The sequence below is a fragment of the Kitasatospora sp. NPDC001159 genome (assembly GCF_053598235.1).
Genome location: NZ_JBSFJV010000036.1, coordinates 16,107 through 38,229, shown reverse-complemented (window position 1 = coordinate 38,229; position 22,123 = coordinate 16,107). Strand labels below are relative to the sequence as shown.

The 22,123-nt window shown below is 71.8% G+C and carries 21 protein-coding genes and 1 pseudogene; 17 read left to right on the top strand and 5 right to left on the bottom strand.

The annotated features are described in order from the left end of the window. Nucleotides 1-150 precede the first annotated feature (150 nt). The 11 genes from lepB (ACWC9T_RS20100) to ACWC9T_RS20050 all read left to right on the top strand — a co-directional run bounded on the left by lepB (ACWC9T_RS20100) (nt 151) and on the right by ACWC9T_RS20050 (nt 10,568). Entirely contained in the window at nt 151-885 is a 735-nt protein-coding gene (lepB, locus tag ACWC9T_RS20100; protein ID WP_449822390.1) for a signal peptidase I, read from the top strand. Beyond that, a complete protein-coding gene (gene lepB, locus ACWC9T_RS20095) occupies nt 869-1,819 on the top strand; it encodes a signal peptidase I (protein ID WP_449822389.1) in 951 nt (316 codons plus the stop codon). The genes lepB (ACWC9T_RS20100) and lepB (ACWC9T_RS20095) overlap by 17 nt, the downstream gene beginning before the upstream one ends. Before the next feature lie 242 nt (nt 1,820-2,061). Further along, complete coding sequence (lepB, locus tag ACWC9T_RS20090) at nt 2,062-3,069, top strand: signal peptidase I (protein ID WP_449822388.1); 1,008 nt, start codon at nt 2,062-2,064, stop codon at nt 3,067-3,069. A gap of 145 nt (nt 3,070-3,214) precedes the next feature. Further along, entirely contained in the window at nt 3,215-3,970 is a 756-nt protein-coding gene (gene lepB, locus ACWC9T_RS20085; protein WP_449822387.1) for a signal peptidase I, read from the top strand. Between the two features lie 112 nt (nt 3,971-4,082). Beyond that, nucleotides 4,083-4,556, top strand: coding sequence for an NUDIX hydrolase (locus ACWC9T_RS20080; RefSeq protein WP_449822386.1), 474 nt, complete (start codon nt 4,083-4,085; stop codon nt 4,554-4,556). A gap of 55 nt (nt 4,557-4,611) precedes the next feature. Continuing rightward, the gene (locus ACWC9T_RS20075) at nt 4,612-4,938 is read left to right on the top strand and encodes a DUF2469 domain-containing protein (protein ID WP_030056781.1); all 327 of its coding nucleotides are present in this window, start codon (nt 4,612-4,614) and stop codon (nt 4,936-4,938) included. 168 nt (nt 4,939-5,106) lie between these two features. After that, a complete protein-coding gene (locus ACWC9T_RS20070; protein ID WP_449822385.1) occupies nt 5,107-5,610 on the top strand; it encodes a YraN family protein in 504 nt (167 codons plus the stop codon). A gap of 1 nt (nt 5,611) precedes the next feature. Beyond that, the gene (locus ACWC9T_RS20065) at nt 5,612-7,321 is read left to right on the top strand and encodes a YifB family Mg chelatase-like AAA ATPase (RefSeq protein ID WP_449822384.1); all 1,710 of its coding nucleotides are present in this window, start codon (nt 5,612-5,614) and stop codon (nt 7,319-7,321) included. Beyond that, complete coding sequence (dprA, locus tag ACWC9T_RS20060; RefSeq protein WP_449822383.1) at nt 7,318-8,523, top strand: DNA-processing protein DprA; 1,206 nt, start codon at nt 7,318-7,320, stop codon at nt 8,521-8,523. Before ACWC9T_RS20065 ends, dprA begins: the two co-directional genes overlap by 4 nt. Nucleotides 8,524-8,915: 392 nt before the next feature. After that, entirely contained in the window at nt 8,916-9,863 is a 948-nt protein-coding gene (gene whiG, locus ACWC9T_RS20055; protein ID WP_449822382.1) for an RNA polymerase sigma factor WhiG, read from the top strand. Nucleotides 9,864-9,974: 111 nt separating this feature from the next. Further along, nucleotides 9,975-10,568 (top strand): TetR/AcrR family transcriptional regulator, encoded by a 594-nt coding sequence (locus tag ACWC9T_RS20050; RefSeq protein WP_449822415.1) that lies wholly within the window; start codon nt 9,975-9,977, stop codon nt 10,566-10,568. 111 nt (nt 10,569-10,679) lie between these two features. On the opposite strand, the pseudogene ACWC9T_RS20045 reads toward ACWC9T_RS20050, so the two are convergent. Further along, nucleotides 10,680-11,180: pseudogene (locus tag ACWC9T_RS20045) on the bottom strand (peptidoglycan DD-metalloendopeptidase family protein); the annotation flags it as partial. Between the two features lie 585 nt (nt 11,181-11,765). Between ACWC9T_RS20045 and rpsB the strand changes: the two are divergent. From rpsB to rlmN, 6 genes are all read left to right on the top strand, one after another. Beyond that, complete coding sequence (gene rpsB, locus ACWC9T_RS20040; protein ID WP_449822381.1) at nt 11,766-12,593, top strand: 30S ribosomal protein S2; 828 nt, start codon at nt 11,766-11,768, stop codon at nt 12,591-12,593. Between the two features lie 129 nt (nt 12,594-12,722). Beyond that, nucleotides 12,723-13,562 (top strand): translation elongation factor Ts, encoded by an 840-nt coding sequence (gene tsf, locus ACWC9T_RS20035; RefSeq protein ID WP_396252755.1) that lies wholly within the window; start codon nt 12,723-12,725, stop codon nt 13,560-13,562. Nucleotides 13,563-13,823: 261 nt separating this feature from the next. Then, nucleotides 13,824-14,588, top strand: a complete 765-nt coding sequence (pyrH, locus tag ACWC9T_RS20030; RefSeq protein ID WP_449822380.1) for a UMP kinase — start codon at nt 13,824-13,826, stop codon at nt 14,586-14,588. Between the two features lie 96 nt (nt 14,589-14,684). After that, nucleotides 14,685-15,242 carry a ribosome recycling factor gene (gene frr / locus ACWC9T_RS20025; RefSeq protein ID WP_355254729.1) on the top strand — a complete coding sequence of 186 codons (558 nt, stop codon included), beginning with the start codon at nt 14,685-14,687 and terminating at the stop codon, nt 15,240-15,242. 356 nt (nt 15,243-15,598) lie between these two features. Then, entirely contained in the window at nt 15,599-16,783 is a 1,185-nt protein-coding gene (locus ACWC9T_RS20020; RefSeq protein WP_449822379.1) for a phosphatidate cytidylyltransferase, read from the top strand. 74 nt (nt 16,784-16,857) lie between these two features. Then, nucleotides 16,858-17,958: a 23S rRNA (adenine(2503)-C(2))-methyltransferase RlmN gene (gene rlmN / locus ACWC9T_RS20015; protein WP_449822378.1), complete on the top strand. Its 1,101-nt coding sequence runs from the start codon at nt 16,858-16,860 to the stop codon at nt 17,956-17,958. A gap of 7 nt (nt 17,959-17,965) precedes the next feature. Here the strand turns inward: rlmN and ACWC9T_RS20010 are convergent, their stop codons facing one another. From ACWC9T_RS20010 to ACWC9T_RS19995, 4 genes are all read right to left on the bottom strand, one after another. Continuing rightward, on the bottom strand, nt 17,966-19,117 hold the full coding sequence (locus tag ACWC9T_RS20010) for a hypothetical protein (RefSeq protein ID WP_449822377.1): 1,152 nt from the start codon (nt 19,115-19,117) through the stop codon (nt 17,966-17,968). Nucleotides 19,118-19,144: 27 nt separating this feature from the next. Then, nucleotides 19,145-19,900, bottom strand: coding sequence for an ABC transporter ATP-binding protein (locus ACWC9T_RS20005; protein WP_449822376.1), 756 nt, complete (start codon nt 19,898-19,900; stop codon nt 19,145-19,147). Nucleotides 19,901-20,128: 228 nt separating this feature from the next. After that, entirely contained in the window at nt 20,129-21,523 is a 1,395-nt protein-coding gene (locus ACWC9T_RS20000) for an aspartate aminotransferase family protein (RefSeq protein WP_350508287.1), read from the bottom strand. Next, entirely contained in the window at nt 21,520-21,993 is a 474-nt protein-coding gene (locus ACWC9T_RS19995; protein ID WP_030243538.1) for an Lrp/AsnC family transcriptional regulator, read from the bottom strand. The genes ACWC9T_RS20000 and ACWC9T_RS19995 overlap by 4 nt, the downstream gene beginning before the upstream one ends. Nucleotides 21,994-22,123 lie beyond the last annotated feature (130 nt).

Below are 22,123 nucleotides of genomic sequence, written 5' to 3'. Positions count from 1 at the left end.
GCGGTCGTTTCCGGGGGAGTTCCGCGGGGCGGTTCCGCAGCGGCTCCTGGTGCCGGCACCGATTCCGGTGTCGGGGTCCTCGCCGAGGGCACGGCCGTGCGGGAGCGCGGGCGAGGGCCGGAGCACGATCGGGATGCGGCAGCTGCGGGGGTGCGTGAGGCCGCCGAGCCGGACGAGGAGCCGGACGAGGAGCCGGACGAGGAGCCCGGGCGCTCGCGGTCGCGGGACCTGCTGCTGTTGGTCGGGATCTGCCTGGCGGCCCTGCTCCTGGTGAACGCCTTCGTCGCGCGTCCGTTCACGGTGCCCTCCGGTTCGATGGAGGACACCCTGCGGCCCGGCGACCGGCTGATCGCCAACCAGCTCGCCTACACCTTCGGCGGCCACCCCCAGCGGGGCGATGTCGTGGTCTTCGACGGGACGGGCTCCTTCCTGCCCGAGTCGGCCGAGCAGCCCGGTTTCTGGGACAACGTTCGTTCGATCGGCCGGGACCTCGGGCTGGCCCCGGCCGGGAACACGGTCTACGTCAAGCGCGTGATCGGCGTCGGCGGGGACCGGGTGACCAGCACCGGCCCGGGCAAGCCGATCACCGTCAACGGCGTGCCGGTGGACGAGAGCTCCTACCTGGCCCCGGGTGACGAGCCGTCCAACGTGGCCTTCGACATCGTGGTGCCAGCCGGCAAGCTGTTCGTGCTGGGCGACCACCGGAGCGCCTCCCGGGACACCCGCGACCACCTCGGCGAGCCCGGCGGCGGCTTCGTGCCCGAGGACAAGGTGATCGGCCGGGCGGACTGGGTCGTCTACCCGTTCTCCCGCTGGGCCGGCCTGGACCGGCCCACGGCCTTCGCCGCGATCGCGGGGACGGGTGGTCATGGGGACCAGAGGTAGGGGGCGGGTCGCCGACCGCCCGGCTCCGGAGCCGGATGATAGCGGCCCGGGCGGCGTAGGACCCGATTCGGCTCCGTCGGTCCGCGGTCGCGCCGAGCGCCGTCGCACCGCCCGGCGCGCGGCCCGTCGGCGCAAGCGCTCGCTGCTGCGTGAGTTCCCGCTGATCATCCTGGTGGCGCTGCTGGTGGCGCTGGTGATGAAGACCTTCCTGATCCAGGTGTTCGTGATCCCCTCGGGCTCGATGGAGCAGACCATCCAGGTCGGGGACCGGGTGCTGGTGGACAAGTTGACCCCCTGGTTCGGCAGTGAGCCGCAGCGCGGCGACGTCGTGGTGTTCAAGGACCCGGGCGGCTGGCTGGAGAACGATCGCAAGCCGTCCGACGGTCCGGTGCTGGGTGCGGCCAAACACGTGCTCACCTTCGTCGGGCTGTTGCCGTCCGACGACGAGCAGGACCTGATCAAGCGCGTGATCGGCGTCGGCGGGGACACCGTCGAGTGCTGCGACGCGCAGGGACGCCTCAGCGTCAACGGCCGTCCGGTGGCGGAGCCGTACCTCGCGGCGGGCAACCCGCCGTCCCGGCAGCCCTTCAAGGTGACGGTGCCGAAGGGGCGGCTGTGGGTCATGGGTGACCACCGGGACGTCTCCGCCGACTCCCGCTTCCACATGGGGAATCCGGGACAGGGGACCATCCCGCTGAGCGATGTGGTCGGTCGCGCGTTCATGATCACCTGGCCGCTGGACCGTTTCCATCAACTCGACGAGCCGAGTTCACTCTCCTCTCTTGCCGGGGCCACGGCCGGGGGCTCGCAGCCCGGCGGAACTACGCCGAAGTCGATGGGGATTGGGCCGGTTCCCATTGAACCTCCGCTCGTTATGGGTGTGTTGGGCATCCTTCCGCTCGTCGTTCGCTGGCCGGGACGGCCTCCCGAGTGAGCCGCCCCGGCGGTTGAACGGCCGGACCGCGCGTGTGGAACCGCGAGCCGGATGCCCGGGAGTGATAGAGAAGTGCAGGTGCGGCCGGGAGTGGTCCCGGCTGTGCGCCGAGGCCGTGTTGGTGTCAGGGGAGCCCGATGTGGGCAGCCCTGATGCGTTCATGGTCGTGGCGAGCGTGGTGCCCGCTGTGCGGCACTCTGAGCGCGGGCGCGCGGGCGTCCGCACAGCAGGGAGGAGACGTTGTGGGGGATTTGGTGATCGGCGCCCGCTCGGGCGCCGGGGACCCCGAGGGCTCGGGCGGCGGCCGGGTGACCCGGTCCGCCGATTCCTCGACGCCTTCGGCCGCGGTCGATGACGCGACCGCCAAGACCGCCGACGAGCACGGCACCGGGGCGGAGGGCTCCTCGGAGCCCCTGCGGTCGGGGAGCGAGTCGCCGGACGAGTCGGAGTCGGAGGCTCCGGCCAAGCCGCACAAGCAGCGCTCCTTCCTGAAGGAGCTGCCGATCCTGATCGGCATCGCGCTGATCCTCGCGCTGGTGATCAAGACCTTCTTCGTCCAGGCGTTCTCCATTCCGTCGGAGTCGATGCAGAACACGCTGCAGGTCGGCGACCGCGTTCTGGTGGACAAACTGACCCCCTGGTTCGGGGCCGAGCCCGAGCGCGGTGAGGTCGTGGTGTTCCACGACCCGGGCGGCTGGCTGAACGACGAGCCGACCCAGCAGAGCGGCAACTCCTTCGTCCGCGGTGTTCAGGATGTGCTCAGTTTCGTCGGCCTGATGCCCTCCGCCAACGAGAAGGACCTGATCAAGCGGGTCATCGCGGTCGGCGGGGACACCGTCGAGTGCAAGGGTGACGGGCCGGTCGAGGTCAACGGCGTCGCGCTCGACGAGCCGTACGTCTACCCGGGCAACACCCCCTGCGGAACGCAGCCCTTCGGCCCGCTGAAGGTGCCGAACGGCCGCATCTGGGTGATGGGCGACCACCGCGCCGACTCGCTGGACTCCCGCTTCCACATGGACCAGCCGGGTGGCGGAGCCGTGCCGGTGGAGAACGTCATCGGGCGTGCCTTCGTGGTGGCCTGGCCGGTCTCCCACTGGTCCACGCTGCCGGTGCCGGACACCTTCGACCAGGAGGGTCTGACGGGGGCCTTGCCCATGGAGCCTCCCGTGGCCGGTGCGGTGGGTGCCGTCGCCCTGCTTCCGCTGGTGCGCCGGGCTCGGGCCCGGGCGGACCGCGGGAAGGAGTCCTGAGCCCCACCGGGTCGTCCCCAGCTCTTGCGCGGGCCGTGGTACCGACGAGTAATCTGCTCGGACGTGCCACGGCCCGTCGGCGTTTCCGCCCGAGCCACCGGCGTGCCAGTGGTGTTCTCCGGTCGGCCAGAGGTGGACGGTGTCGATGAGCAGTGTCGTGGAACAGCCGGCCGACCGGTCGGCCGTGCCCGTCCGTTCCCGTCGCGGGCCCGCCGCGGTGCTGCAGGGCATCGCGCTCGGGCTCGGGCTGGTGTTGATGATCGGCGGCTTCGCCCTCATCGCGGTCGACTACCGGCCGTACAAGATCCCCACCGCCTCGATGCACCCGACGCTCCAGGCCGGGGACACCGTGCTCGCCCGCAAGGTCGGCGGCGCCGACATCGGCCGGGGCGACGTGGTGGTCTTCCGCGACCAGGCCTGGGGCGGGGAGCTCATGGTCAAGCGGGTGGTCGCGGTCGGCGGGGACACCGTCGCCACCACCGGCAGTGACCAGCGGCTGACGGTGAACGGGCAGCCGGTGGACGAGCCCTACCTCGCGACCCAGGGCCGCCAGGGCGAGACGTTTGGCGTGACGGTGCCGCAGGGGCGGCTGTTCCTGCTCGGTGACAACCGGCTCGGCTCGCTCGACTCCCGCACCCATCTGGAGGTGGACGGCGGAACCGTCCCGGCCGCCGCGGTCGAGGCCAGGGTCGAGGCCACCCTTCAGCCCTTCGGCCGGATGGGCGTGCTCGACCGCACCACGGCCTTCGACTCCTTCGCGGGCCCGAAGGCCGGCGAGCCCGGGCCGCTGGAGCCAGCCGCCTACGCCAGCGTCGCGGGCGCGGCGCTGATCGTCGTGACCTCGGCGGTGGGCGGGGTGGCGGGCCTGGCCCGCAGGCTTCGCCGGGGGCGCAGCTCCTGAGCGTGGCCGTCGCCGACCGGGCCGCTGTGCGGAACATCGCCCCGGACGGACGCGTCGGGTGGCAGGATCGGTAGCGCCACCGATGCGTACGGAAGGAGCGTGGAGCGCTGCCATGACAGCACAGCGTCGCAGGGCGGCGCGGATCCTGCTGTTGGACGGGCTGGACCGCATCCTTCTTTTCCTGGGCGCCGATCCGGCCGTGCCCGGGGAGACGTGGTGGTTCACGCCCGGGGGCGGCTTGGAGCCGGGGGAGGACGTGCGCGAGGCCGCCGAGCGGGAGCTCGCGGAGGAGACCGGCCTGCGGGGTGTGGACCTGGGACCCTTGGTGGCGTACGGCACGGTGTCGTTCTCCTTTCAGGGACAGCGCTACGAGCAGGAGCAGTGGTTCCACTTGGCCCGGACCACGGAGACGGGTCTGGACCACTCGGGCATGGGCGAGGAGGAACACGCCCAGCTGCTCGCGGCGCGCTGGTGGACGGTCGAGGAACTGCGGGGGACCGCCGAGACGGTCTATCCGGCCGGGCTGGCGGACTTCCTCGGGCGACTGCTGGCAGAGGGCCCGCCGGTCGGTCCGGTACGGCTCTGAGCGTGGGTGCGGTGGTCCACAATGGGTGGACGTGACAAGTTGAGGGGACGCCTGGATGAGTGCCGAAGATCTCGAGAAGTACGAGACCGAGATGGAGCTCAAGCTCTACCGGGAGTACCGGGACGTCGTCGGCCTGTTCAAGTACGTGATCGAGACCGAGCGACGGTTCTACCTCACCAATGACTACGAGCTGCAGGTGCACTCGGTCCAGGGCGAGGTGTTCTTCGAGGTGTCGATGGCGGATGCGTGGGTCTGGGACATGTACCGGCCGGCCCGGTTCGTCCGCAAGGTCCGGGTGCTGACCTTCAAGGACGTGAACATCGAGGAACTCGCGAAGAGCGACCTGGAGCTGCCCTCGGACGAGTCCGGCTTCGGGAACTGACGTTGGACGACTCCGTCCCGCGTTGTCCAGCCGAATTTCGCGCGACGGGGGCTTCTCACCCCTGCGGGTGACAAAAGTTATCCACAGGCCCGGGTTATCCACAGGGAGCCGGAATTTCCCGGCTTCGTCGCGCGCGGTGGTGCAGCCTCCTCGGCGGAGGTGGTCATCATGCAGAACACCGTCGTGCAGGACCAGGCCGTACCGGACACGGCCGCAGTCGGGGCGGACACCGGGGAGCGCCCGGACCGCAGCACCAGGAACGGGCTCGGCCGTTACGGGGAGCGGGTCGCCGCCCGCCACCTCACGGAGGCCGGGCTCCGCATCCTGGACCGCAACTGGCGCTGTGTCGAGGGCGAGCTGGACATCGTCGCCCTCGACGGCGACACCGTCGCGGTCTGTGAGGTGAAGACCCGTTCCGAGCGGGGCTTCCAACAACCCAGCGAGGCCATCGACCGGGCCAAGGCCGCCCGACTGCAACGCCTGGCCGAGCGCTGGATGGCCGAACGCTGGCCCGGCCACTTCGCCCGGCTCGCCGGGCCCGGGTACGACCCCGGGCCGGCCGATCCGCAGTGGCCGCCCGCTCCACCGGGTGGGGTGCGGATCGACCTGGTGGCAGTGGTCAACCGGGCGCGGGGAGCGGCCCTGGTCGACCATCTGCGGGGGGTGGTCTGAGATGGCCTTCGCCCGTACCTGTTCCGTCGCGCTGGTCGGGGTCGACGGAGTGATCGTCGAGGTCCAGGCCGATCTGGAGCCCGGGGTGGCCGCGTTCACCCTGGTCGGCCTGCCCGACAAGGCACTCACCGAGGCCCGCGACCGCGTCCGCGCCGCGGTCTGCAACAGCGGGGAGGCCTGGCCGCAGCGCAAGCTGACCGTCGGCCTCAGCCCCGCCTCGGTGCCCAAGAGCGGCAGCGGCTTCGACCTCGCGGTGGCCTGCGCCGTGCTGGCCGCGGCCGAGCGGCTCGACCCGTCGTCCATCGCCGACCTTCTGCTCATCGGGGAGCTGGGGCTGGACGGCCGGGTGCGGCCGGTCCGCGGGGTGCTGCCGTCGGTGCTGGCCGCCGCCGACGCCGGGTACGTGCGGGTCGTGGTCGCCGAGCAGACCGCGCCCGAGGCCTCGCTCGTCCCCGGGGTGACGGTGATCGGCGTGCACAGCCTGCGTCAACTGGTCGCCATCCTGACTGGGGCGACGGCGCCGGAGGAGCCGCCCGACCCGATCGACGGCCGGCCGGATCCGCTGATGGCCGGCCTGATGTTGCCCAGCGCCGGCGTGCGGGGCCTGCCCGACGACCGGGCGCTCCGGCTCGACATGGCCGACGTGGCCGGACAGTACGAGGCCCGGCGGGCTCTGGAGATCGCCGCTGCCGGAGGGCACCACCTCTACTTGAAGGGCCCACCGGGCGCGGGCAAGACGATGCTGGCCGAGCGGCTGCCCTCGCTGCTCCCGCCGCTGACCCAGAAGGAGGCGCTGGAGGTCACCGCCGTCCACTCGGTGGCGGGCCTGCTCCCGGCCGGGCGCCCGCTGCTCGACACCGCGCCCTACTGCGCCCCGCACCACTCCACCACGATGCCCGCGATCGTCGGCGGCGGCAGCGGACTGCCGAGACCGGGTGCGGTCTCGCTGGCCCACCGTGGGGTGCTCTTCCTCGACGAGGCGCCGGAGTTCCCTGTGCGGGTGCTCGACGCGCTGCGGCAGCCGCTGGAGTCGGGCGAGGTGGTGATCGCCCGCTCGGCCGGGTCCCTCCGGCTCCCGGCCCGGTTCCTGCTCTGCCTGGCCGCCAACCCCTGCCCGTGCGGCCGGTACTCCCGGCGGGGCGAGGGCTGCGAGTGCACGCCCGCGATGGTCAGCCGGTACCAAGGGCGGCTCTCCGGGCCGCTGTTGGACCGGGTCGACCTCCAGGTCCAGGTCGCCCCGGTGACCAGGGTCGAGCTGATGGAGCGGGACGCCACGGCGGAGAGCACCGAGACCGTCGCGGCCCGGGTACGGGCCGCGCGGGAGCGGGCGGCGGCCCGGTTGGAGCACACCCCCTGGCGGACCAACGCGGAGGTGCCGGGCCATGAACTGCGCACCCGCTGGCAGCTCGCGTCCGACGCACTCAACGACGCCGCGCGCCAGCTGGAGCGCGGACTGCTGACCGCGCGTGGCCTGGACCGGGTGCTCCGGGTCGCCTGGACGGTTGCCGATCTGGCCGGCCGCGACCGGCCGGACCAGCGGGACGTGCGCACCGCCCTGGTCATGCGTACCGGGGTGGAGCAGGGGCTGCCGCTGAACGAACGCCCAGTCGGCTGGCTCGGGGACATCCCGACCCAGCGCCGCAGCGGCCCGGACGACGACTGGCCGCCGGTGCGGGAACAACCCCCGGCGAGCGAGGAGGACGTGGTATGAGCCAGCCGTTGAGGAACCCTCATGCACCGCCAACGGCTGGGCCCGACACCGCAGCCGAGCCCGCCACCACGGCCGTACCCGATCCGGAGCGCCTCGCCCGCGTCCTGCTGAACCGGCTCAGCGAACCGGGCGACGCGGTGGTCGGCCGCTGGCTCGGGCAACTCCCCGCGGTGGAGGTGGTCCGGGCGATCCGGGCGGGGACCGTCCCCGAGCACCCCGGGCTGGACGCCGCCCGGCTCGCCGGCTACCAGGCGCGGCTCCCGGGTCTCGACCCGGCGGACGACCTGAAACGGGTACGAGCAGTCGGTGGACGCTTCATCATTCCGGGGGACACGGAATGGCCCAGCCAACTGGACGACCTGGGCGACGGGCGCCCGATCGGGCTGTGGACCACCGGCACCGGTTCACTCCGGTTGCTCGCCCTGCGCTCGGTGGCGGTGGTGGGCTCCCGAGCCTGCACGGCCTACGGCGCTCATGTCGCCGGGGAGCTGTCGGCCCAACTGGCCGAGCGCGGCTGGGTGGTGGTCTCCGGCGCCGCCTACGGGATCGACGCGGCCGCGCACCGAGGGGCACTCGCCGTCTGCGGGATGACCGTCGGTGTGCTCGCCTGCGGGGTCGACGTCGCCTACCCGAAGGGGAACGCCGAACTGATCCGGCGGATCGGCGTCCAGGGGCTGCTGGTCAGCGAACTCCCGCCCGGGGAACACCCGAATCGGTTCCGCTTCGTGCTCCGCAACCGGGTCATCGCGGCGCTCACCCGGGGCACCGTGGTGGTCGAGGCGGCCATGCGCAGCGGAGCCCTGAGCACGGCCCGACGGGCGCGGGACCTCAACCGCCACACCATGGGCGTCGCCGGCCCGGTCACCTCGGAGCTCTCCGCCGGGGTGCACGCCCTGATCCGCAGCGGCAGCGCCACGCTGGTCACCGACGCGGCCGAGATCACCGAGCTGATCGGGGCGATCGGGGACGACCTGGCGCCGCAGCGCAGCGGGCCGGTATTGCCCCGGGACCTACTGGAGCCAGCGGTGGCTCGGGTGCTGGAGGCCGTCCCGGCCACGGCGGAGGGCGCCCCGGTCGAGCGGCTGGCCCGTCAGTCCGGGCTCTCGTCCGATGAAGTCCTGCAGCGGCTCTACGAGTTGGTCTCGCTTGGTTATGTGGAGCGGCACGGTGCGCACTGGCGCATGGTGCCGAGAAGGAGGTGACCACGAGAAGGCGAGAACGCGAGAACGCGAGAACGCGAGTGCGCCCGAGGAGGGCGCGCCGGGACGGCCCGGCTGACCTGCTGATCCGGTTCTTCCGCTCGTATGGCCGGATCCGGTGAGCGAACGCCACCGGATCGAGGGACGACCGGGTGGCGGTAGCGCTTTGCAGTGAGTCGGTCACGCTACGCTCCACCTGCCTTCCCTATCAGCACATGACTCGGCAGAACGGCGCAGACCAACGTATGCCCACACACATTCCCGGACACAGAGTGACCGGTGGCGCTCGGTCCTCGGGAGGGCCGCGGACCGAGCGGCGACCCGCGAATGAGTTCCCGTCCAAGTCGGCGGGGACGATGGGAGGCCTGTCGCGTCAGGGCGGCCGGCCGACGGTGGTGCCCGGTCAACCCGCGGACGCGACCCGCGGCACCGAGCCGACCCACGACGGCGGGGCGGCCAGTGGGGCGGGCGCGACCGTCGACCATGCGCCCCGCCCGCCTGGCAGCGCCCCCACCCCGGACGCCACCTCCCCACCGGACGCCACCTCTCCACCCGGCGCCACCTCACCGCCCGGCGCCCCGGGGCGCAGCGCGCTCGAAGAGCTCTGGCGCTCCTACAAGGAGACCGGCGATCAGCGGCTGCGCGAGCAGCTGATCCTGCACTACTCACCGCTCGTCAAGTACGTCGCGGGCCGGGTCGGGGTCGGTCTGCCCTCCAACGTCGAGCAGGCCGACTTCGTCTCCTCCGGGGTCTTCGGGCTGATTGACGCGATCGAGAAGTTCGACGTCGACCGCGCCATCAAGTTCGAGACCTATGCGATCAGTCGTATCCGCGGCGCGATCATCGACGAACTGCGCGCCCTGGACTGGATCCCCCGTTCGGTGCGGCAGAAGGCGAAGGCCGTCGAACGGACGTACGCGACGCTGGAGGGCCGGCTGCGCCGGACGCCGCACGAGCCCGAGGTCGCGGCCGAGATGGGCATCGCGATCGAGGACCTGCATACGATCTTCAGCCAGCTGTCGCTCGCCAACGTGGTGGCCCTGGACGAATTGCTGCACCCGGTGGGTGAAGGCGGCGACCGGCTGAGCCTGATGGACACCCTGGAGGACCACGGCGCGGACGACCCGGTCGAGGTGGCCGAGGACCGCGAGCTGCGCAGACTGCTGGCCCAAGCGGTCAACACCCTCCCCGAGCGGGAGAAGACCGTGGTAACGCTCTACTACTACGAGGGACTCACCCTCGCCGAGATCGGACAGGTGCTGGGGGTGACGGAGAGCCGGGTGAGCCAGATCCACACCAAGTCCGTCCTCCAGCTTCGCGCCAAGCTCTCGGACGTCCGTTAGCGCGCGCCGGATCCGCCTGGCGGGCCCCACCTTGTCCGAATGCGTGGCGCCGTATCGGCCGCGGGTACGGCTCCGTAGAGTGGGTGCGTGCCGAAGATCCGAGCGGCCACGGTGGCCGAGCATCGCCAGCTGCAGCGGGCAGCCCTCCTCGACGCTGCCCGCACCCTGCTCGCCGAGGGCGGCATGGAGGCCCTGACCTTCCCAGGGCTCGCGGCGCGCACCGGGCTGGCGCGTTCCTCGGTCTACGAGTACTTCCGCTCGCGTGCCGCCGTGGTCGAGGCGCTCTGCGAGGTGGACTTCCCGCTCTGGGCGGCCGAGATCGAGGCCGGGATGGAGAGCTGCGACACCGCCGCCGAGCGGATCGAGGCGTATGTCCGGGGCCAGCTGGCGCTGGCCGCCGACCCGAGGCACCAGGCGGTTGTGGCGATCTCCGCGCTGGAACTCGACGAGGCCGCGCGGGAGCGCATCCGGGCGGCGCACGGTCGTCTCGTCGGCCTGGTCGTCCAGGCGCTGGAGGGCCTCGGGCATGAGCAGCCCCGACTCGCCGCGGCGCTGCTGCAGGGGATCGTGGAGGCGGCCGTCCGCCGGGCCGGGCAGCAAGCCTCCGGCGAGCGCGCTGGCTGCCCGGCCGAGACCCCCGAGACCCCCGAGGCGATCGCCGACGCCGCGGTCGCCCTGGCGCTGCACGGCCTCGCCCGCGCCTGAGCCGCTGCCCGTGACAGGGCCGCTCGGCCCCGTGCCGCCCACCCGCCCCGCGCCGCCCAGTGGCAGTAGCCGTGCCGCGCCCGCGCCGAGCAGGGCCAGCGGATCGAGGTAGCGGCCGCCGCGCAGCAGCCCCCAGTGCAGGCAGTCCCGCGCGCCGCAGTGCCGTCCGTCCGTGGCGAGCTGCCCGATCACCTGCCCGGCGGTCACCGGGGTGCCGACCGGGACGGTGCCGGTGACGGGCAGGTAGGTGGTCCGGAGCGGGGGAGTCCCCGAGCCCGGGTGGGTGACGGTCACCACCGGCCGTCCCGCCACCAAGCCGGAGAACGCGACCACCCCGGCAGCCGCCGCCCGTACCTCCGCCCCGGGCGCGGCGGCGAGGTCCACTCCCCGGTGTCCGGCCGCCCAGGGTTTCGCCGGCGGTTCGAACCGCCCCAGCACTCCACCGGGCCCGCCCACCGGCCAGGCCCGCGCCGCCGCACCCCGTTCCGGCCCGTCTCCGGTCGCACCGGCCGCGGCCCCCGCGTCACCCGACAACCCCAGCACCGCCGTCACCACCAGCACCACCCCGGCGAAGACGGCGGACACCCCTCGAACCCCACTGAGCCCAGTCATGCCCCGAGGCTCGCCGTGCTCCCGACCTCACACCACCCACTTCCGGATTCCTGTGGACAAACCGCCCCCGCCCCCGACCGGTGTCCCTCCGGCGGGTGTACGGATGCCGCCATCCGGTGTACAAGCGGCATGCCGGCACCGGATCGTGGGCAGGTGCCCGGCCGGCGAGCATCCGGTCCGCACCGCCCGCCCGCCGCCGCGGACCCGCCCGCCGCAACCGTTTCCCGGACTTCTCCAAAGGCCCTCCGCAGGCCCTCCGCCGCTCGCGAAGTCGCTCGCCCCTCGGCGCTTCCCGTACACTTCACACGCGACCCGGTCCACCGGGTCGACTTCGCACGCCCCGCCACCGGTGGTCGGACGCGGTTCATCCGCAGCCCCGCCAGGTGCGAGTGCCGCTCGGTCCGCCGAGCCCGACCGGTCCCCGGACCGAGCGGGTGGAGCGGCTCGGCACGTTCGGGGCGTCAGGCGTGGCTGTCACCTGGCCGCCACGGACAAACCGAGACTGACCCGGCCGTAGGCGGTCACCCGACGGGAAAACCCCACGGGAACGCCGCAGCCGGGCCGTAACACCTGAGGAGCACGGCAATGGCCGTCGTCACGATGCGGGAGCTGCTGGAGAGCGGCGTCCACTTCGGTCACCAGACCCGCCGCTGGAACCCGAAGATGAAGCGCTTCATCATCACCGAGCGCAACGGCATCTACATCATCGACCTCCTGCAGTCGCTGAACTACATCGACCGCGCCTTCGAGTTCATCAAGGAGACCGTTGCCCACGGCGGCAGCGTCCTCTTCGTCGGCACGAAGAAGCAGGCCCAGGAGGCCATCGCCGAGCAGGCCACCCGCGTGGGCATGCCCTACGTGAACCAGCGCTGGCTCGGCGGCATGCTGACCAACTTCTCGACCGTCTACAAGCGCCTGCAGCGCCTGAAGGAGCTCGGCGAGCTGGACTTCTCGGACGTGGCCGGCTCCGGCCTCACCAAGAAGGAGCTCCTGGTCCTCCAGCGCGAGCATGACAAGCTGGAGAAGACCCTCGGCGGTATCCGCGACATGCAGCGCGTTCCCAGCGCTGTCTGGATCGTGGACACCAAGAAGGAGCACATCGCGGTCGGCGAGGCCCGGAAGCTCAACATCCCGGTCGTCGCCATCCTCGACACCAACTGTGACCCGGACGAGGTCGACTACAAGATCCCGGGCAACGACGACGCGATCCGCTCCGTCACCCTGCTGACCCGCGTGATCGCCGACGCCGTCGCCGAGGGCCTGAAGGCCCGCGCCGGTGTCGCCAAGGGCGACACCAAGGCCGAGCCGGGCGCCGACCAGCCGCTGGCCGACTGGGAGAAGGACCTCATCGAGGGCGAGAAGAAGGCCGAGGAGGCCCCCGCCGCCGCCGAGGCTCCGGCCGAGCAGGCCTGACGTACCAAGGGTGAGGGGTACCCGCCGGTGCGAAGCCGGCAGGTGCCCCTCTCTCCCGCGCCGGGGCCGAACCACCGGTCCCGGCGCCACCCCACGCAGACACGCGAGACGCGAGAAGAGATTCACACCATGGCGAACTTCACCGCCGCGGACGTCAAGAAGCTCCGTGAGCTCACCGGCGCCGGCATGATGGACTGCAAGAAGGCCCTGGACGAGGCCGAGGGCAACGTCGAGAAGGCCGTCGAGCTCCTGCGCATCAAGGGCCAGAAGGGCGTTGCCAAGCGCGAGGGCCGTGACGCCTCGAACGGCGCCGTCGCCGCGCTGATCGCCGAGGACAAGAAGTCCGGCGTCCTGGTCGAGCTGAACTGCGAGACCGACTTCGTCGCCAAGGGCGAGAAGTTCGTCGAGGTCGCCGACGCGATCGCCGCCCACGTCGCCAAGACCACCCCGGCCGACCTGGACGCCGCCCTGGCTTCCGAGATCGAGGCTGGCAAGACCGTCCAGCAGTTCGTGGACGAGGCCAACGCGAGCCTGGGCGAGAAGATCGTCTTCCGTCGCTTCGCCCAGTTCGACGGTGACGGCTACGTCGCGGTCTACCTGCACAAGACCAGCCCCGACCTGCCGCCGGCCGTCGGTGTCCTGGTCGAGCTGGACAAGGAGAACGCCGAGGTCGCCAAGGACGTCGCGCAGCACATCGCCGCCTTCGCGCCGAAGTTCCTGTCCCGCGAGGACATCCCGGCCGAGGACCTCGAGAACGAGCGCCGCGTCGCCGAGGCCACCGCTCGCGAGGAGGGCAAGCCGGAGGCTGCCCTGCCGAAGATCGTCGAGGGTCGCGTCACCGGCTTCGTGAAGGAGAACTCCGTCCTGGAGCAGGCCTTCGCCAAGGACAACAAGAAGACCGTCGCCAAGGTCCTCGAGGAGAACGGCGTCGCCCTCAAGCGCTTCGCCCGCTTCCGCGTCGGCGCCTGAGCCACGTTCCACCTGGTCCCCGGCCCCTTTAGGCTGGGAACCGTCCCCGCCCGCTGACCAGGGCGGGCGGAACGCCGAACGGGCTCACCCAGCGCCAACCGTCCATGGGCGGGCCGCTTCGGCACCATGAACGACGAGGAGGCCATTGCCGTGCAGGACACCGAACCGGTTCCCGCGGCAGTGGCCTCCTCGCGTGTACACGCAGGTCGGGTATCCGCACACCCAGGCCTGTGAGCCAGCAGGTGCAAAAAGGAGAAGTCCATGCAGGAGACGCAGGAGACCGCGCAGGACCCCAAGGCGGGCTCGCGCCGCCGGGTGCTGCTGAAGCTGTCCGGTGAAGCCTTCGCCGGTGGCGGCGGGCTCGGCGTCGACCCGGACGTCGTGCACGCGATCGCCCGGGAGATCGCCACGGTCGTCCGCGCCGGTACCGAGGTCGCGGTGGTCATCGGCGGCGGCAACTTCTTCCGCGGTGCCGAGTTGCAGGTCCGCGGCATGGACCGGGCCCGCTCGGACTACATGGGCATGCTCGGCACCGTCATGAACTGCCTTGCGCTGCAGGACTTCCTGGTCAAGGAAGGCATCGAGACCCGGGTCCAGACCGCCATCACCATGGGCCAGGTCGCCGAGCCGTACCTGCCGCTGCGGGCCGTCCGGCACCTGGAGAAGGGCCGGGTGGTGATCTTCGGTGCCGGTATGGGCATGCCGTACTTCTCCACCGACACCACGGCCGTCCAGCGCGCCCTGGAGATCCACGCCGACATCCTGCTGATGGGCAAGAACGGCGTGGACGGCGTCTACGACTCCGACCCGCGGACCAACCCGGACGCGGTGAAGTTCGACGCGCTGGAGTACTCCGAGGTCATCGCGCGCGACCTGAAGGTCGCCGACCTCACCGCGATCACGCTGTGCAAGGACAACAACCTCCCGATGCTGGTCTTCGAACTGCTGGCGGAGGGCAATATCGCGCGTGCGGTGAAGAGTGAGAAGATCGGCACACTCATCAGCCAGGATTCCGTCCGGGCCTGAGCAGCAACCAGCCGTACGGGACGGCGTCCGCCGCGACCGGCCCCGACGCCGACACCGGTCGGGACAACAGCAGATGAACCGGACAGGGAGACCACAGTGATCGAAGAGACCCTCCTCGAGGCCGAGGAGAAGATGGAGAAGGCCGTTTCCGTCGCCAAGGACGACCTCGCGGCCATCCGCACCGGCCGTGCCCACCCGGCGATGTTCGCCAAGATCGTCGCCGAGTACTACGGCGCCGTGACCCCCATCAACCAGCTGGCCTCGTTCTCGGTGCCGGAGCCCCGGATGGCGGTCGTCTCGCCGTTCGACAAGACCGCGCTGAAGGCCATCGAGCAGGCCATCCGCGACTCCGACCTGGGCGTCAACCCGTCGAACGACGGCTCCATCATCCGAGTGGTGCTGCCCGAGCTCACCGAGGAGCGCCGCCGGGAGTTCATCAAGATCGCCCGCACCAAGGGCGAGGACGCCAAGGTCTCGATCCGTTCGGTGCGCCGCAAGGCCAAGGACGCCATCGACAAGCTGGTGAAGGACGGCGAGGTCGGCGAGGACGACGGCCGCCGCGCCGAGAAGGAGCTCGACGACACCACGGCCAAGTACGTGGCCCAGGTCGACGAGCTGCTGAAGCACAAGGAAGCCGAGCTGCTCGAGGTCTGATGAACGACGCCCCTGACGCCCCTGGCTACTGGGGCCCGTCCGACCAGCAGTTCCAGCCCTACCGCCCGGCGCCGCAGCCGCACGCGCCCGGGCCGTCGGCCCAGCCGACGCCGGGGTACGGCGAGTACCCGGCGCCGGCCCAGGGCCAGCCTGTCCCGGGGCACGCGGCTTCGGGAAACGCAGTCCCGGGGCACGTCGGCCCGGGGCATCCCGCCCAGGGACACCCCGGCCACCCGGGCGGCCAGGCCGCCCACCAGGGTGCGCCGGGCGCTGTCCCGGGTGACCACCGCCTCCGTTCGGATCACTCGCAACAGCCTCCGGTGTACTGGGGCGGCGACGCGGAGGAGACTCAGGTCATGCCCCCCGTACCGGCCGATGCCGGCCCGCACGCGGCGCAGGGTCGGCGGGCGGCCCCCGGTGAGCCGGCCGACCCCGGCGCGGGCCCGGCCCGGGAGGCCGGCCGGCTGACGGGCGGCCCGCTGTTCCGGGACGAGCAGCCCGAGACGGCGCCGCCGGGTGTGACGGAGACGGTCGTGCTGCGCGCGATAGCCGATGACGTCACCCTCGCCCCCGGTCCCGGCGCCCAGCCGTACCCGGGGGCTCCGGTGCATCCCGTGCCGCCGCAGAGCCACCAGGCGGCCGGGCAGCCCCACTTCGTGCCGTCGTCCCACCCAGGGCAGGAGACACCCGTGGCCGCCCAGCCCGCCCCGCAACCGGAGCCGCGCAAGCAGCGCGGTGGTCGTAACCTCCAGGCCGCCATAGGCGTGGGGGTGGGTCTCGGTGCGGTGATCGTCGCCTCGCTGTTCGTGGTCAAGGCATTGTTCCTGGTCGTCGTGATGGCCGCGGTCGCGGTCGGCAGCTGGGAGCTGACGACCCGGCTCGCCGAGCGCAAGCAGATCAAGGTGCCGCTGATCCCGCTGCTGGTGGGCGGCGTCGCCATGGTCGCCACCGGCTACTGGGCCGGGATCCAGTGGGCCGCGGCCTCGCTCGCGCTGACCGGGCTGGCGGTGATGGTCTGGCGGATGGCCGAACCGCCGGAGGACTACCTGCGGGACATAACGGCGGGTGTGTTCACCGCCTTCTACGTGCCGTTCCTGGCCACCTTCGTGGCGATGATGCTGGCGGCCGACGACGGCCCCCAGCGGATCGTGCTCTTCCTGATCGTCACGATCTGCAGCGACACCGGGGCCTACGCCGTGGGCTACAAGTTCGGCAAGACCAAGCTGGCCCCGACGATCAGCCCCGGCAAGACCCGCGAGGGCCTGGCCGGCGGCATCGGCCTGTCGATGCTGGCGGGCGCCCTGCTGATGCAGCTGATCATCGACGACGGCAGCTGGTGGCAGGGCCTGATCCTGGGCGGCTGCGCGGCGGTCACCGCGACCCTGGGCGACCTGGGCGAGTCGATGATCAAGCGCGACCTCGGGATCAAGGACATGGGCACGCTGCTGCCCGGCCACGGCGGCATCATGGACCGGCTGGACTCGCTCCTGCCGACCGCCCCGGTGGTCTGGCTGCTGCTGGCCGCCTTCGTCGGCAGCTAGCGCGAGAGCTCACCGCGAGGGCCCCGGACACCAGGCGTCCGGGGCCCTCGCGCGTCTGCGACACTGGAACGACCATGCCTAAGCCCGGAGAACTCACCTTTGTCGCGCCGCGCGGCGCCAAGCCCCCGCGACACCTCGCCGACCTGAGCCCCGCCGAGCGCAAGGAGGCCGTCGCCGAGCTGGGCGAGCAGCCGTTCCGTGCCAAGCAGCTCTCCAACCACTACTTCGGCCGGATGTCGAACGACTCGGCGAGCTGGACGGACATTCCCGCCGCCAGCCGGGAGAAGCTCACCGAGAGCCTGCTGCCCGAGCTGATGTCGGTGGTGCGGCACGTCTCCTGCGACGACGACGCCACCCGCAAGACGCTGTGGAAGCTGTTCGACGGCACCCTCGTCGAGTCGGTGCTGATGCGCTACCCGGACCGGGTCACCATGTGCATCAGCTCGCAGGCCGGCTGCGGCATGAACTGCCCGTTCTGCGCCACCGGCCAGGCCGGGCTGACCCGCAACCTGTCCACCGCCGAGATCGTCGAGCAGATTGCCGCCGGGATGCGCGCGCTCAAGGCCGGCGAGATCCCGGGCGGCGAGGCGCGGTTGTCCAACGTGGTGTTCATGGGCATGGGCGAGCCGCTGGCCAACTACAACCGGGTACTGGCCGCGATCCGCCGGCTGACCGACCCGGCCCCGGACGGCTTCGGGCTGTCCCAGCGCGGCATCACGGTCTCCACCGTCGGCCTCGTCCCGGCGATGAACCGGCTGGCCGACGAGGGCCTCAGCTGCCGTCTGGCGCTGTCGCTGCACGCCCCGGACGACGAGCTGCGCGACGAGCTGGTCCCGGTGAACACCCGGTGGAAGGTCGCCGAGGTGCTGGACGCGGCCTGGAACTACGCGGAGAAGTCCGGTCGCCGGATCTCCATCGAGTACGCGCTGATCAAGGACATCAACGACCAGGCCTGGCGCGCGGACCTGCTCGGCCGGCTGATCAAGAACCATCGGGTGCACGTCAACCTGATCCCGCTGAACCCGACCCCGGGTTCCAAGTGGACGGCTTCCCGGCCGGAGGACGAGCGCGAGTTCGTTCGTCGGCTCCAGTCGCACGGAGTGCCGACGACCGTCCGCGACACTCGCGGCCAGGAGATCGACGGCGCCTGCGGCCAGCTGGCCGCGGCCGGCTAGGAGCTAGCTAGCGCAGTCCGGCGGCCGCCAGCGCGGCGGTCGTCCCGCCGGTCAGCAGTAGGGCGGTGCCGACCGCGAGGGTGCGCAGCGCGACCGCGCCGAACAGCAGCCGGGGCGAGGCACCGAGGCGCAACAGTGCGTCGGTGACCTCGCTGCGGTCGGTGCGGACCTCGGCCAGCCGGGAGACCACCGCGGCGGCCGCACAGCCGAGCACCAGGCAGGCCTCGACGGCGGGCAGCACGTCGGCGCTGTCGGGCGTGCCGATCCAGTAGCGGATGGTGGTGAGCACCAGCGCGACGGTGAGGGTGAGGACGGCCAGCGGCGGCCCGAGCCGCCGGGCCTGGGCGGTGAGACCGCGTCCGGCCAGCAGCCGCAGCGGGGTGGGCCGACCGATCGCGAGCAGCCGTCCGGTCCAGGCGAGCAGCGGGCCGGTGAGCAGCGCGAGGCCGAGCGCGCTGGCTGTCCAGCCGCCGAGGGCGGCGGTGCTGGTGGTGCCGAGCCCAGCGGGCAGGTGGATCGGGCGTCCGTCGGCGGCGGCGTCGGGCCGCAGTGCGATGAGTTCGAGCGCGGCGCCGATCACCACCAGCCCGATCGGCAGGGCGATTCGCCAGACGCCGAAGCCGGTCCGGCCGCGGGTGCGGCCGCCGGGCAGGGTGTCGGCGGTGGGTACCGCGCAGGCGGCGGCGATGCCGGCGGTGAGCGGGACCAGGGCGAGCAGGGTGACCGGCGCGGCGGCCGGCAACGGCACGCCCATGCCGAGGTCGGGGGCGAGCGAGGGCCCCGCGATGTCGTTGCGCAGCACCAGGAAGAGCAGCAGGGTGAGCACGCTGCCGAGGGTGCAGGCGAGGACGACCTCGCCGGCGATCAGGGTGCGGATCCTGCGGGAGCCGGCGCCGGCGGCGGTGAGGCCGGCGATCCGCTCGGGCCGCCGGGCGGGCACCGAGCGGGCGGCGACGGCCGCGAACCAGGCGACGGCGGCGAGCGGGGGCAGGCACCAGAGCAGCCGGACCAGCCCGTCGGTGCCGCCGAGCGGGTCGCTCAGCGCCCGGCCGAGGGAGCGCAGCAGGAAGGCGGCGACGACGCCGGCGACCAGTGCGGTGAGCAGCCAGCGGCCGAGGTCGGGCACCCGGTAGCCCCGGGCCAGACGGAGGTAGAACACGTCGACTCTTTCAGCGGCTGGGCGTCGTCAGCGGCGGGTGGCCGTGACGGCGGACGCATTGGTCGTCCCCGGGGCGGCGGTGTCGCGCGGGACGGGGGCGGCGGGGGCGGTGAGCCGTCCGTCGACGAGGGCTACGGCGCGGTCCGCGAACCGGACGAGTTCGGGGTCGTGGGTGGCCAGGACGAGGGTGAGCTGGTGCGAGCGGGCCGCGCTGGTCAGTATCCGCAGGACCTGGTCGGCGGCCTCGCGGTGCAGCGGGGCGGTGGGGTCGTCGGCGAAGACGACGGGCGGCAGCGGGGCGAGGGCGCGGGCCACGGCGATCCGCTGGCGCTGGCTCTGGGCCAGCTGGTCGGGGCGCTGCCGGCCGATCTCGCCGACGTCGAGGCGCTCCAGCCACTCGTCGGCGGCGGTGCAGGCGGCCTTGTTGCCGGCCCCGGCGAGCAGCAGCGGCAGGGCGACGTTCTCGCGGGCGGTCAGTTCGGGGACCAGGTGCGGTTCGGAGCCGACGAAGCCGAAACGGTCGCGGCGCAGCCGTTCGCGGCCGGCCCGGCCGAGGGTGTGCACGGGGGAGCTGTTGAACCAGACCTCGCCCTCGTCGACCGTGAGCTGGGCGGAGAGGCAGCCGAGCAGGGTGCTCTTTCCGGAGCCGCGCGGGCCGGTGACGGCGAGTACCTCGCCCTCGCGGACGCCGATCGAGATGCCGCGCAGGGCGGGCGTGCCGTAAAGGGACTTGACGATCCCTCGAGCCCACAGCACGTCGTTGTCAGGCGGTGCCGCTGACATGAGGTTCCATCCTGGGTGCCGCAGGGATATGACAGTCGTCAGATTAGAACGACCGGGACCGGTCGCGGTTGCGGCGCACTGGTCCATCACGGGCAAATCACCCGCATTCAGGCATGTTTGGTCGTACGACTGTGATGTTGCCGGGCCGCCGGGCAGGGACGCCGAAGGGCGGCCCCGCGGGGAGCGGGGCCGCCCTTCGGCGGAGGGTGGGGAAGGGGGCTCAGGGGATCAGAGCTTCGCCCACGCGTCGGTGAGGCTGGTCCGCAGGATCTGCTCGATCTCGTCGAAGGTCGACTGGTCGGAGATCAGCGGCGGGGCCAGCTGGACGACCGGGTCGCCACGGTCGTCGGCGCGGCAGTACAGGCCGTTGTCGAAGAGGGCCTTCGAGAGGAAGCCGTAGAGCACGCGCTCGGTCTCCTCGTCGTTGAAGGTCTCCTTGGTGACCTTGTCCTTCACGAGCTCGATGCCGTAGAAGTAGCCGTTGCCGCGGACGTCGCCGACGATCGGCAGGTCGCGCAGCTTGCTGAGGGTGCCCAGGAAGCGCGACTCGTTGTCGAGCACGTGCTGGTTCAGGCCCTCGCGCTCGAAGATGTCGAGGTTGGCGAGCGCCACGGCGGAGGAGACCGGGTGGCCGGCGAAGGTGTAGCCGTGCAGGAAGGTGTTGTCACCCTTGTAGAACGGCTCGGCGATGCGGTCCGAGATGATCGTGGCGCCGATCGGGGAGTAGCCCGAGGTCATGCCCTTGGCGCAGGTGATCATGTCCGGCACGTAGCCGAACTTGTCGGCGCCGAACATGGTGCCGAGGCGGCCGAACGCGCAGATGACCTCGTCCGAGACCAGCAGCACGTCGTGGCGGTCGCAGATCTCGCGCAGGCGCTGGAAGTACCCGGGCGGCGGCGGGAAGCAGCCGCCGGCGTTCTGCACCGGCTCGACGAAAACGGCGGCGACGGTCTCGGGGCCCTCGAAGAGGATGGCCTCCTCGACCTGGTCGGCGCACCAGCGGCCGTACGCCTCGGGGTCGACGGTGCCGTCGGGGCCCTCGAGGTAGTGCGGGGCGCGGTAGATGTTGGTGTTCGGGGCCTTGTGGGTGCCCGGCACCAGCGGCTCGAACGGGGCCTTGAGGCCCGGCAGGCCGGTGATGGACAGCGCGCCCTGCGGGGTGCCGTGGTAGGCGATGGCGCGGGAGATGACCTTGTACTTGGTCGGCTTGCCGATCAGCTTGAAGTACTGCTTGGCGAGCTTCCAGGCGGTCTCGACGGCCTCGCCGCCGCCGGTGGAGAAGAAGACCTTGTTCAGGTCGCCCGGGGCGTAGTTGGCCAGGCGCTCGGCCAGCTCGACGGCCTTGGGGTGCGCGTAGCTCCAGATCGGGAAGAACGCGAGTTCCTTGGCCTGCTTGGCGGCGACCTCGGCGAGCTCGGTGCGGCCGTGACCGGCCTGCACGACGAACAGGCCGGCCAGGCCGTCGATGTACTTCCGGCCCTTGTCGTCCCAGATGTACGTGCCCTCGCCCTTGACGATGGTCGGCACGGGGGAGTTCTCGTACGACGACATGCGGGTGAAGTGCATCCACAGGTGGTCGTAGGCGGTCTTGGAAAGGTCCTTCTGCGCCGGGTCGGCTGTCATCGGGTGCCCCAGGTGTAGGTCTGTTTCCGGAGCTTCAGGTAAACGAAGCTCTCGGTGCTCCGCACGCCGGGAAGCGCGCGGATGCGCTTGTTGATCAGTTCGAGCAGGTGCTCGTCGTCCTCGCAGACCAGTTCGGCCAGGAGGTCGAACGAGCCTGCGGTGCAGACGACGTAGTCGACCTCGTCGAGGGCGGCCAGCGCGTCGGCGACGGGCTCGATGTCGCCCTCGACCCGGATGCCGACCATCGCCTGGCGGGTGAAGCCGACGGTGAGCGGGTCCGTGACGGCGACGATCTGCATCACGCCCTGGTCGAGCAGCTTCTGGACGCGCTGTCGTACGGCCGCCTCGGACAGGCCGACGGCCTTGCCGATGGCGGCGTACGGGCGGCGCCCGTCCTCCTGGAGCTGCTCGATGATCGCCTTGGAGGCGGCGTCGAGGGGAACGCTCGCGTTCCGGTCGCGGTTGGCCACGCGGCCACTGTGCCTGATCGTTCCCCTGTTCGCAAGCGAGGAAACTGCTGATTTCGTCGTGATCTTGGAGATCGCATGCGGATTTCATCGTGTACGCGAGTCATGCCTGTCGATCCCGGCGGTCTTGCGG

Bases quoted from the DNA above. Each gene is read 5' to 3' on its own strand.
- dprA (WP_449822383.1), top strand. From the start codon at position 7,318: ATGAGCCAGCCGTTGAGGAACCCTCATGCACCGCCAACGGCTGGGCCC.
- ACWC9T_RS20065 (WP_449822384.1), top strand. From the start codon at position 5,612: ATGGCCTTCGCCCGTACCTGTTCCGTCGCGCTGGTCGGGGTCGACGGA.
- rpsB (WP_449822381.1), top strand. From the start codon at position 11,766: ATGGCCGTCGTCACGATGCGGGAGCTGCTGGAGAGCGGCGTCCACTTC.
- lepB (WP_449822389.1), top strand. From the start codon at position 869: ATGGGGACCAGAGGTAGGGGGCGGGTCGCCGACCGCCCGGCTCCGGAG.
- ACWC9T_RS20020 (WP_449822379.1), top strand. From the start codon at position 15,599: ATGCCCCCCGTACCGGCCGATGCCGGCCCGCACGCGGCGCAGGGTCGG.
- ACWC9T_RS20005 (WP_449822376.1), bottom strand. From the start codon at position 19,900: ATGTCAGCGGCACCGCCTGACAACGACGTGCTGTGGGCTCGAGGGATC.
- tsf (WP_396252755.1), top strand. From the start codon at position 12,723: ATGGCGAACTTCACCGCCGCGGACGTCAAGAAGCTCCGTGAGCTCACC.
- rlmN (WP_449822378.1), top strand. From the start codon at position 16,858: ATGCCTAAGCCCGGAGAACTCACCTTTGTCGCGCCGCGCGGCGCCAAG.
- lepB (WP_449822387.1), top strand. From the start codon at position 3,215: ATGAGCAGTGTCGTGGAACAGCCGGCCGACCGGTCGGCCGTGCCCGTC.
- ACWC9T_RS20080 (WP_449822386.1), top strand. From the start codon at position 4,083: ATGACAGCACAGCGTCGCAGGGCGGCGCGGATCCTGCTGTTGGACGGG.
- ACWC9T_RS20075 (WP_030056781.1), top strand. From the start codon at position 4,612: ATGAGTGCCGAAGATCTCGAGAAGTACGAGACCGAGATGGAGCTCAAG.
- pyrH (WP_449822380.1), top strand. From the start codon at position 13,824: ATGCAGGAGACGCAGGAGACCGCGCAGGACCCCAAGGCGGGCTCGCGC.
- ACWC9T_RS20070 (WP_449822385.1), top strand. From the start codon at position 5,107: ATGCAGAACACCGTCGTGCAGGACCAGGCCGTACCGGACACGGCCGCA.
- ACWC9T_RS20000 (WP_350508287.1), bottom strand. From the start codon at position 21,523: ATGACAGCCGACCCGGCGCAGAAGGACCTTTCCAAGACCGCCTACGAC.